At 58.2% G+C, this 9,591-nt stretch carries 10 protein-coding genes and 1 pseudogene; 9 read left to right on the top strand and 2 right to left on the bottom strand.

Going from position 1 to position 9,591, the window contains the following annotated elements; translation table 11 throughout:
• Positions 1-189: pseudogene (locus tag F8J34_RS01455) on the top strand (hypothetical protein); the annotation flags it as partial.
• 341 nt (positions 190-530) lie between these two features.
• On the top strand, positions 531-710 hold the full coding sequence (locus F8J34_RS01460; protein WP_297055749.1) for a hypothetical protein: 180 nt from the start codon (positions 531-533) through the stop codon (positions 708-710).
• Here the strand turns inward: F8J34_RS01460 and F8J34_RS01465 are convergent.
• On the bottom strand, positions 707-2,248 hold the full coding sequence (locus F8J34_RS01465) for a sigma 54-interacting transcriptional regulator (protein ID WP_297055752.1): 1,542 nt from the start codon (positions 2,246-2,248) through the stop codon (positions 707-709). The two genes, F8J34_RS01460 and F8J34_RS01465, sit on opposite strands and share 4 nt — an antisense overlap.
• Entirely contained in the window at positions 2,245-3,408 is a 1,164-nt protein-coding gene (locus F8J34_RS01470; protein WP_297055753.1) for a hypothetical protein, read from the bottom strand. The genes F8J34_RS01465 and F8J34_RS01470 overlap by 4 nt, the downstream gene beginning before the upstream one ends.
• 177 nt (positions 3,409-3,585) lie before the next feature.
• Here F8J34_RS01470 and nifH point away from each other — a divergent pair, with 177 nt between their 5' ends.
• The 7 genes from nifH to F8J34_RS01505 form a co-directional block, all read left to right on the top strand.
• On the top strand, positions 3,586-4,419 hold the full coding sequence (gene nifH, locus F8J34_RS01475) for a nitrogenase iron protein (protein ID WP_297055757.1): 834 nt from the start codon (positions 3,586-3,588) through the stop codon (positions 4,417-4,419).
• A gap of 30 nt (positions 4,420-4,449) precedes the next feature.
• Positions 4,450-4,767, top strand: a complete 318-nt coding sequence (locus F8J34_RS01480; protein WP_297055761.1) for a P-II family nitrogen regulator — start codon at positions 4,450-4,452, stop codon at positions 4,765-4,767.
• A gap of 9 nt (positions 4,768-4,776) precedes the next feature.
• Entirely contained in the window at positions 4,777-5,151 is a 375-nt protein-coding gene (locus tag F8J34_RS01485; protein ID WP_297055764.1) for a P-II family nitrogen regulator, read from the top strand.
• A gap of 32 nt (positions 5,152-5,183) precedes the next feature.
• Entirely contained in the window at positions 5,184-6,014 is an 831-nt protein-coding gene (locus tag F8J34_RS01490) for a radical SAM protein (RefSeq protein ID WP_297055766.1), read from the top strand.
• 24 nt (positions 6,015-6,038) lie between these two features.
• Entirely contained in the window at positions 6,039-7,469 is a 1,431-nt protein-coding gene (locus tag F8J34_RS01495) for a nitrogenase component I subunit alpha (protein ID WP_297055768.1), read from the top strand.
• Positions 7,470-7,490: 21 nt separating this feature from the next.
• Positions 7,491-8,975, top strand: a complete 1,485-nt coding sequence (locus tag F8J34_RS01500; protein ID WP_297055771.1) for a nitrogenase component 1 — start codon at positions 7,491-7,493, stop codon at positions 8,973-8,975.
• Between the two features lie 11 nt (positions 8,976-8,986).
• Positions 8,987-9,591, top strand: a 605-nt coding sequence (locus F8J34_RS01505; RefSeq protein ID WP_297055775.1) for a nitrogenase component 1, incomplete at its 3' end; no start/stop codon positions are given.

Consider the following 9,591-nt stretch of genomic DNA (forward strand, 5'->3'; position numbering starts at 1 on the left):
GAGTGGGGCTGGTTCTGGGTATTTCCCTCCCGGGAGCTTTCGGTGGATCCGCGCACCGAGACCGTCCGCAGGCATCATATTCATCCCAGCGCGGTGCAACGGGCCTTCAAAAAGGCCCTGCGCAAGGCCGGGGTAGAGAATATCGTGGCCCGAAGAATCACAGGGGTGGTGAGCCCCCTGGATCGCTGAGGAATCCCCGGTTAGCTAACTCTCCGGTTGAAGGAGCCACGGGCCCCCAAAGAGAATGTCCGTAAGAGCGGAGGGTTTTCGAATCTTTCGGTCGGGATCATCCGGGCTATATCCCGGGACGACCCCTTAAGACTCCTCCGGGCCTACCGTTTTCTGGCCCGGGCTACGGAGAGCCGGAGGAGGGAACCCGACAGGCCATCCAGGAGCTGGCCCCGGAGATCCATCGGGCGGCCCCGGAGCGGAACACCTTGAGGCCGTCCCCCTGCGGCCCTGGGAGCCATGATCCTTATCTTCTTTGATCATCCGGTAGGAGCCCGGCTTGCGGACCGGGGCTCACCTTTGTGTTTGCGGTGAAGGGCTTTGTGCTCGCTCAATTGGTGACCACCGCGGGGCTTGCCGTCCGTCTCCTCAAGGCCACCCTGGACGAAATACTTTCCCCCTACGAAGAGGTGGCCCGCACTTCTAACCTCTCAGGCGGTTCGAAAAATGGAGAGCAGGCAGCTTCCGGTCTCGAAATCTAAAGTTTTCGGGGTGGTCGGCCGCGGCGTATGGGGCACCGTTCCTCCAGCCCCAGTTTTTTCAGCCGGTAGCGGAGTTGACGGAAGGTGAGCCCCAGTTCCCGGGCGGCCCGGGCGATGATGTAATGGTGACGCCGGAGTGATTCCAGGATCTCCTCGGCGGTAGGTTCCCTGGGGCCGGAAGAGGAGAAAGAAGGATCCGACTTCTCCTCCAGGCTCAAAAGTCGGGAGACCAGTTTTTCGGATACCGGGTTTTCTTCAGCTACGATAAAGAGTCTTTCGAGGATATTTTCCAGTTCACGTACGTTTCCGGGCCAGGAGTATTCCGTTAACTTTTGCAGGGCCTCCGGGGAGAGAACGAGACGTCGGCCGTAAGTCTTTTCCATGCGGTGCAGGAGGAACTTAACCAATCCGGGAATATCCTGACGCCGTTCCCGGAGGGGTGGAATATAAATGGGAAAGACGTTGAGGCGATAAAATAGATCCTCCCGAAAGGCCCCCTCCCGAACCAGTTTTTCCAGATCCCGATTGGTGGCGGCGATGATGCGCACATCCACCCGACGGGTTCGGGTGCTGCCCAGGCGTTCGAATTCTCGTTCCTGAATGAAGCGCAGGAGCTTGCCCTGCAGGGGCAGAGAGAGCTCTCCGATCTCGTCGAGAAAGACCGTGCCTCCTTCGGCCAGCTCCAGGCGACCGGGTTTGCTACGATCGGCTCCGGTAAAGGCTCCGCGTTCGTAACCGAAGAGTTCGGCTTCCAGGAGGTTTTCCGGCAGCGCCGCGCAGTTGACCTTTACAAAGGGGCGATCCCGTCGGGGACTGAGTTCGTGGATGAGCCTGGCGGTGAGAGTCTTTCCGGTGCCGGATTCCCCCAGAAGAAGGACCGTGGCCCGGGTAGGAGCTACTTGTTTCACCAGACTCAGTATCTCCTTCATTTTAGGGCTGCGAGACCCGTACATGAACTCGCTGAGACGGGACTCCAGTTCGTCCCTCAGGGCCAGGTTCTCCTCCCGGAGGTGGCTCTCGCGGGCCTCCACCTGGCGTTTGAGTTTTACGAACTGGGCAATGAGGAAGGCCATCACCTCCAGGAACCTGAGGTCTTCCTCCAGGGATACGCGGTATCCGAAGAGTCTGTCCACCCAGAGGACCCCCAAAATTTCCTGCTGGGCTTGAATGGGGACGGCGATGAAAGAGATTTTCTCTTTGGTCAGGCGCCGGGCCCCGGTGCGGTTCAAAAAGAGGGGTTCCCGGCTTACATCCGAGACCACACAGGGCTGTCCGGTGGCGAAGACCCTTCCGGTGACCCCTTCTCCGATGGCATAGATACCCTGAGCCTCCTCCTCGGCACTCAACCCATAGGAGGCCTTGATCTTGAGATGTCCGGAGACTTCGTCCCAGAGGACTATGGAGGCCCTGCGCATATCCAGTTTCTCACCCAGGATACGCAGGACCCGTCGCAGGGATTCCTCCAGGTCCAGGGCCTGCCCTATAAGTTCATGGGTGGCATAAAGGACTTCCAGTTTCAGGGCTTCAAGATTTTTCATTTTTGTTGTAAGGAATCTAACAAATGTTTTATTTCTTCCGGACCGAGAGGGCGTCCCAGTTCCGAGGCGCGGCGTCGGATTTCCCGGAGGAGATGGCCCAGTTTTTCCTCCGGACAATCCAGTTGCCATTCTTTAAGGAGCGCCCTCAGGGCCGCGCGTCCGCTTTTGGCCCCCAGGGAGAATTTTCTCTTTAATCCCAGTAGTTCCGGGGGAAAGGGTTCGTAAAGTTCGGGGGCCTTTTTGAGTCCATCCACATGTAATCCGCTCTCACAATAAAAAAGCTTCCTGCCCACCACCGGACGGAATTCCGGAATGACCTCACCGGCCTGCCAGGCCACATAATGGGAGAGCTTCGGGAGAAGCTCCAGCCGATAGTGTTGGCATTTTTGTCGGAAATAGAGATAGGCCAGGACCTCTTCCAGGGAGGCGATTCCGGCCCTTTCCCCCAGTCCGAGGACACTTACATCCACCCAATCGGCTCCCCCCAGGAGGGCGGCCACGGCATTGGCTGTGGCCAGCCCGAAATCGTTGTGTCCGTGAAAACCCACCTCGGTTTCCGGAAAGGCCTTTTTCAGAAGTTCCACCAGACGGATTACCTCCAGGGGATGGAGGAGTCCCAGGGTATCGGAGATCCTTATGCGTCGGGCCCCGGCAGCCAAGGAAACTCTACAGATTTGTAAAATAAAACTCTCCTCAGCCCGGGAGGCATCCTCGAGCCCCAGGGTTACGCAGGGAGAATATCGGGCGGCCAGAGAAATCAATTCTTCGGTCTTTTTGAGGAGGGTACCCGGATCGAGGCGCAGACGACGCCGAATCTGAAGCTCCGAGACCGGCACACTGAGATTAAACCCCACCTCCGGCAAGCGGGCCGCCTTTTCTATGTCTTCCTTTCGCAGGCGTAACCATACGCTGAAAGTCGGCGGGTGGGGAAACCGGCGACAGGAAAGCAGAAGCCCGCGAAGTCTTTCCTCCCCCACCACTCCCAGTTCCACCTCCTCTATGCCTATTTCGGCCAGATAGCGCACGATCTCCCGGCGAACCCGAAACGGAAAATATACTCCCCACCGCTGAATCCCCTCCCGCAGGGTCGTATCCATGAGCCTCATCACCGGGATTAAATGCAAAAAACGTTCCACCTGATAAAGTGCCAAAGCCCGCAAAGTAATCCCCCAAAACTTCCCGTCAGTTTTTTCTTTTTTCTGTCCTCCAGAAGGGTTTATCCAAACAGATCGATTTTTGGACTGAAAGTTGAGGGGTTAGAGTAAGTATGCTTCGAAAGGCCGAGCTGGCACCCCCCTTGCTCCTCTCTACCGCAAAGACCTCAAAAGGAGGAGCCTATGGGAGAAGGGACCAGGAAGATTGGCATATACGGTAAGGGAGGGATAGGCAAATCCACCACCACTCAAAATCTGGCGGCGGCTTTGGCCCATTATTACGGGAAGAAGGTCATGATTCATGGTTGCGATCCTAAAGCGGATGCCACCCGTCTCATCCTGGGAGGAAAGCCACAGGAGACGGTACTGGATCTCCTGCGCGAGGAGGGGGAGGAAAATCTCACCCTGGAGAAGGTGGTGAAGGTCGGTTTCGGGGGAATCCGGTGCGTGGAATCCGGGGGGCCGGAGCCCGGTGTGGGGTGTGCCGGCCGGGGAGTTATCACCGCCATCAATCTGATGGAAGAGCTGGGGGGTTACCCTGAGGATCTGGATTTTCTCTTCTTTGATGTGCTGGGAGACGTGGTCTGCGGGGGGTTTGCCATGCCGGTACGGGAGGGGAAGGCCCAGGAGATCTACATCGTGGCCTCCGGAGAGATGATGGCCATCTATGCGGCCAACAATATCTGCCGGGGCATGGTGAAGTACGCCCAGCGTACCGGGGTGCGTCTTGGGGGCATCATCTGTAACAGCCGGAAGGTGGATCGCGAGGAGGAGATCATGCAGGAATTCTGTGAACGCCTGGGTACCAAGATGATCATGTTTATTCCCCGGGACAACATTGTCCAAAAGGCCGAATTCAATCGCAAGACAGTGGTGGAATACGATCCCGACCATCCCCAGGCTCAGGCCTATAGGGAACTGGCCCGGCGCATCATGGAAAATCGGGATCTGGTGATCCCTCAACCCCTTTCCATGGATGAGCTGGAAAGCCTGGTGGTGAAATACGGTCTGGTTTGATCGAAGCAATCTTTATAAGGAGGCCCGGAAATGAAGATGATCAAGGCGGTCATAAGACCGGAGAAAACGGACGAGGTGGTGGAGGCCCTGGCCCGCGAAGGGTTCCTGGCCCTTACGCGGGTGGAAGTGGTGGGTCGCGGGAAACAGGGAGGCCTTACCGTGGGAGAGGTGGTTTACGATGAGCTTCCCAAGAGCCTACTCCTGCTGGTGGTACCGGATGAGGAGGTGCCGAGGGTCTGCACCATCATCATGGAAACTGCCCGAACCGGACGTTTCGGGGATGGAAAGATTTTCGTCTCTCCGGTGGAGGAGGCCTATACCATTCGTACCGGAGAAGCGGAGCTTTAGGAGGTGGACATGCTCAAGGAAATCGTAGCCATCGTGAGGCCCAACAAGATGCTTTCCACCAAAAAGGCCCTGGAGGAGATGGGTTTTCCCTCCTTTACCGCCTTTCGGGTGCTCGGGCGGGGCAAACAGGGGGGAAGACTGCGGGAGCTGGCCTATCGGGTGAGTCCGGAGGTGGCCGAAAAGCTGGAGAGCTCCCCTTACGGGTTCATTCCCAAGAGGCTCCTCTGGGTGGTGGTGCCCGAGGCCATGGTTCCCAAGGTGGTGGAACGGATCATTCAGGTTAACCGGACCGGAGAACACGGGGACGGGAAGATCTTTGTCCTTCCGGTGGAGGAGGTCCGACGGGTACGTACCGGGGACACGGGGCTGGAAGCCCTTTTCTGAGAAAGGTATCCGGATGAGAGGAGGAAAAAGAGATGATTAGACATCCCTGTTTTGATGAGAAGGCCCATCGGCAGGTGGGGAGGCTTCATCTTCCGGTGGCTCCGCGGTGTAATATCCGGTGCGCGTATTGCGACCGCCGTTACCCCTGCATAAGCGAAAATCGGCCCGGTACGGCTAGGAGGGTGATCTCTCCGGAGGAGGCCCCGGAGTATGTGGAAACGGCGCTTACCCTTGAACCCCGCATAGAGATCGTGGGAGTGGCCGGTCCCGGGGAGCCTCTGGCCAACGAGGAGACCCTGGAGGCCCTTTCCCGGGTGCGGGAACGTTTCCCCGCTCTCCGTTTCTGCGTCTCCACCAACGGCCTGCTCCTCAAGGATAGGCTTCCGGATTTACTTTCCGTGGGGGTGCGTTTTCTCACCGTTACCCTAAACGCTGCCACGGTGCGCACGGCCAAAGATCTCTATCTCTGGATATCTCACCAGGGAAGACGTCTTTCCGGGAGGGAGGCGGCAGAGGTTCTTCTTTCCCGGCAACTGGAAGGCCTGAGTGCCGCGGCGGCTGCCGGTCTCAGAGTCAAGGTGAATACGGTTCTGGTTCCGGGGGTGAACGATACCGAGGTGGCCGAGATAGCCCGGCGGGCCTGGGAAGCCGGAGCCCAGCTCATGAATATCATCCCGCTCATTCCCCTGGGGCATTTCCGGGATCGTCGAGCCCCTACCGAGGCGGAGATACGCTGGGCCAGACGTCTGGCCTCCCGGTTTCTGCCCCAGTTCCTTTCCTGCCGGCGCTGTCGGGCCGATGCCGCCGGAGTTCCGGGGCAGGGTGATGCCCTGCAGGACCTTCTCTGGGCGGCTATGGCTTAAAAACTCCTGAAGGAGGGGAAAGATATGGGTTATTACCAGATGAGGTGCAATGCCTGTATTCCGGAGAGGGTCAAACATGTGTGTATTGTGGATGAGGATCGTAAGACCATACCCAGATGCAATGCTCCCACCGTCCCCGGGGATCTTACCGAACGAGGGTGAGCCTTCGCCGGAGCCCGCGGGGTCGTGGGCGGACCTATAGTGGATGTGATCCAGATGATCCATGCCCCGGTAGGCTGCGGTTACTATACCTGGGGTACCCGTCGTCATCTGGGAGACGTGTATAACTGGGCCGCTCCCGGGGTGCTTGAGAACGAGGCCCATCATCGCCGTCATTGTTACACCACGGCCATGACCGAACAGGACATCATCTTTGGCGGAGCGGAGAAACTGAAGAGAGCCCTGCTTGAGGCCTTCCGTATCAACCCCGGAGCACAGGGGGCCATCATTTACAATACCTGCTCCACGGCTCTCATCGGAGACGACATCGAACAGGTGGCCCGGGAGGTTTCAGCCGAGGTGGGCAAACCCGTTTTCGCCTGTGCCTCCCCGGGATTCTGCGGGGTCTCCCAGTCCAAGGGACACCACGAATTTAATACCCAGTTCTACCGGTGGTTGCTGGATTATCGAAAGAAACACCCCGAGCTGGGACTGAAGGAAGAGGAAAAGACCCCTTACGACGTCAATATCATCGGGGATTACAACATCGATTGGGATCTGGTCCCGGTGATTCCCCTCTTCGAGAAACTGGGGCTGCGTATAATCTGTGTCTTTACCGGGAATGCCCGGATACGGGATCTCTTCCGGTTGCCGGATGCCCGCCTGAACATCGTTCACTGTCAGCGTTCAGCCACCTACATCGCCGAACTTCTTCGGGAGGGATACGAGATCCCTCTAGTGCGGGTAAGTCTTTTCGGAATGGCGCAGACGGCCAAGGCCCTTCGGGATGTGGCGGCCTGGTTCGGAGAGAAGGAGATGATGCGCCGGGCCGAGGAGATTATAGAGGAGGAAACCGCGGCGGTAGAGCCGGCTCTTTCCTGGTACCGGGAAAGACTTTCCGGGAAGCGGGTGGCCATCTATGTAGGGGCTCCTAGGGTGTGGCACTGGGTGAAGGTCATGGAGGAACTGGGTATGGAGGTGGTGGCCTGTATGACCACCTTCGGACACCGGGAGGATTACGAGAAGATCGTCCAGCGAGTGAAACCCGGGACCCTCATCATTGATAATCCTAATGAATTTGAAATCGAGGAGATGATCGAGACCTGCCGGCCGGACCTCTTCCTTACCGGGCTCAAGGAAAAGTATCTCATACGTAAATTCGGAGTCCCCACCCTCAATTCGCATTCGTATGAAGCCGGGCCTTACGCCGGATTTCGGGGAATGGTGAATTTTGCCCGGGACATCTATCAGGCGGTCTGCGCCCCGGTATGGGATCTGGCCCGGACCGAATTTTAAGAGAGCCAAGGAGGTATAGCCATGATCAACCAGATCATAAATCAGGTTTCAGAGGTTCCGCTCGAAGGTATTACTTACAAAAAGCTGCGTCTGGGGAAAAAGCCCCTCACCCCGGAATATGTGCCTCCTCCCCCAGAACTGGTACCGGCAGCCAAACGGGCGGTCTGCATCGATCCCAGCCGTACCTGTATGCCCTTTGGGGCCATGTGGGCCACCCTGGGGGTGCATCGGGCTATTCCCTTTGTCCAGGGGGCTCAGGGTTGCACCACTTACGTGCGCTATACCTTCTCCCGGGTCTTTCGGGAGCCGGCCTCCATAGCCTCGGCCTCCTTTCATGAGGATGCCGCGGTCTTCGGAGGGCGCAAGAATCTGGTGCGAGGGATACGAAATCTGGTCTGTCGCTATAAACCCGAACTTATTGCCATCGTTACCACCTGTTCAAGCGAGGTTATCGGGGACGATATCCAGAGTTTTCTGGCCGAGGCCCTGGAGATGATGGAGGAGGAGTTCGGGCCGGAAGTGCTGGATCTTACCAAGTTCGTGGTGGTCCATACCCCCAGTTTTGCCGGCTCCCATGTGGAGGGCTATAACCGGGCCGCAAGGGAGTTTCTTAAGGCCCTTTCCCGGCAGAGCGGACAGCCCTCGGAGGATCTCTATTTTATTCCCGGGTTTCTCCTGCCCGGAGACCTGCGGGAACTGAAACATCTTCTGGAACTTATGGGGGTGCCTTTCCATATCCTCTTTGACATCAGCGACACCCTGGACTGTCCGCTGGTGGGTATGCCCAACCGTATCCCCTATTATCCTCCGGGAGGCACCCGGGTAGAGGAGTTTGTGCGGGCCGGAGATGCCCGGGCCATTTTCGCCCTTTCGCCGGATGCCGGGGCCGCCGGTGCGAAATGGCTCTCCCGCCGTTATCAGGTGCCGGCCTTTGTGCTTCCCATGCCCCTGGGGGTGGGCCATACCGATCGCCTGCTCAAAACCGTAAGTGAAATCTCGGGTCGGCCCATCCCGGAAGCCATACGGTGGGAAAGGGGTATCCTCCTTGATGCTATGGCCGATACCCTGCACTACACCATGATGAAACGGGTGGCCCTGGCCGGCGATCCGGATTTTGTGGCCGCAGCCACTCGCTTCGTTTGTGAACTGGGGATGATTCCAACTTACATCCTGGTGGGCACCAAGAGTGCATCGGCGGCGGAAGAGATCTGGAAGGTATGTGAGGAATATAATTATCAACCCGTTATCATGAACGGAAGCGATCAGTTCGAATGGGAATACGCCCTTAAACAGGACCCACCGGACCTGATTCTGGGGCACTCCCGGTGTGTGAATATTTCCAAGGAGATAAGGGTCCCGCTGGTTCGCTTCGGATTTCCGGTTTACGACCGGATAGGGTACCAGCGGGAGCCCATCGTGGGCTACCGGGGAGGAGAACGTTTTCTAGCCCGTATCGTGAACGCCATCCTGGATCACCATTATCCCGACGACCGGACCCACCAGTAAAGGGGGAGAGGATGAAGGCCTGCGGGAACCACGCCTGTATGCCCTGGAGGATCAAGCCCTGCGGTCGGGCCAGTGAGCCCGGGGGCATGACCCAGCGAAGTTGTGTTTATTTCGGGGCCCGTTATGTGCTGGGGCCGGTTCGGGAGGCGGTACATCTGGTACACGGGCCGGTGGGGTGCGGTTATTACGGGGCCATGGTAAGGGGCGAGGCCCGGGATCTCTGTGGAACCGCGCTTACCGAGGGGGAGATCGTTTTCGGGGGTCTAGACCGTTTGAGGAAGGCCCTGCGGGAGGTGTGGTCCCTTTATCCCCGGGCCCGGGGAGCCTTTCTTTATGCCACCTGTTCCACCGGGCTCATAGGAGAAGACCTGGTTGGCGTGGCCCGCGAGGCGGAAGCGGAATGGGGCCGTCGGGTGGTGGCCATAAACTGTCCCGGTTTTGCGGGAAAGAGTCAGGCCGAAGGTCATGCGCTGGCCTACCAGGCACTTCTGGATCTGGTGCAACCCCTTTCCAAGTATAGGCATCCCACAGTGAACCTGGTGGGGGAATACAACGTGGCCGGAGAGGCCCGGGAGATCCGGCGACTTCTGGAAAGACTGGGGGTCCGGGTGCACAC

This window comes from Thermosulfurimonas sp. (assembly GCF_015491435.1).
Classification (GTDB): Bacteria; Desulfobacterota; Thermodesulfobacteria; order Thermodesulfobacteriales; family Thermodesulfobacteriaceae; genus Thermosulfurimonas_A.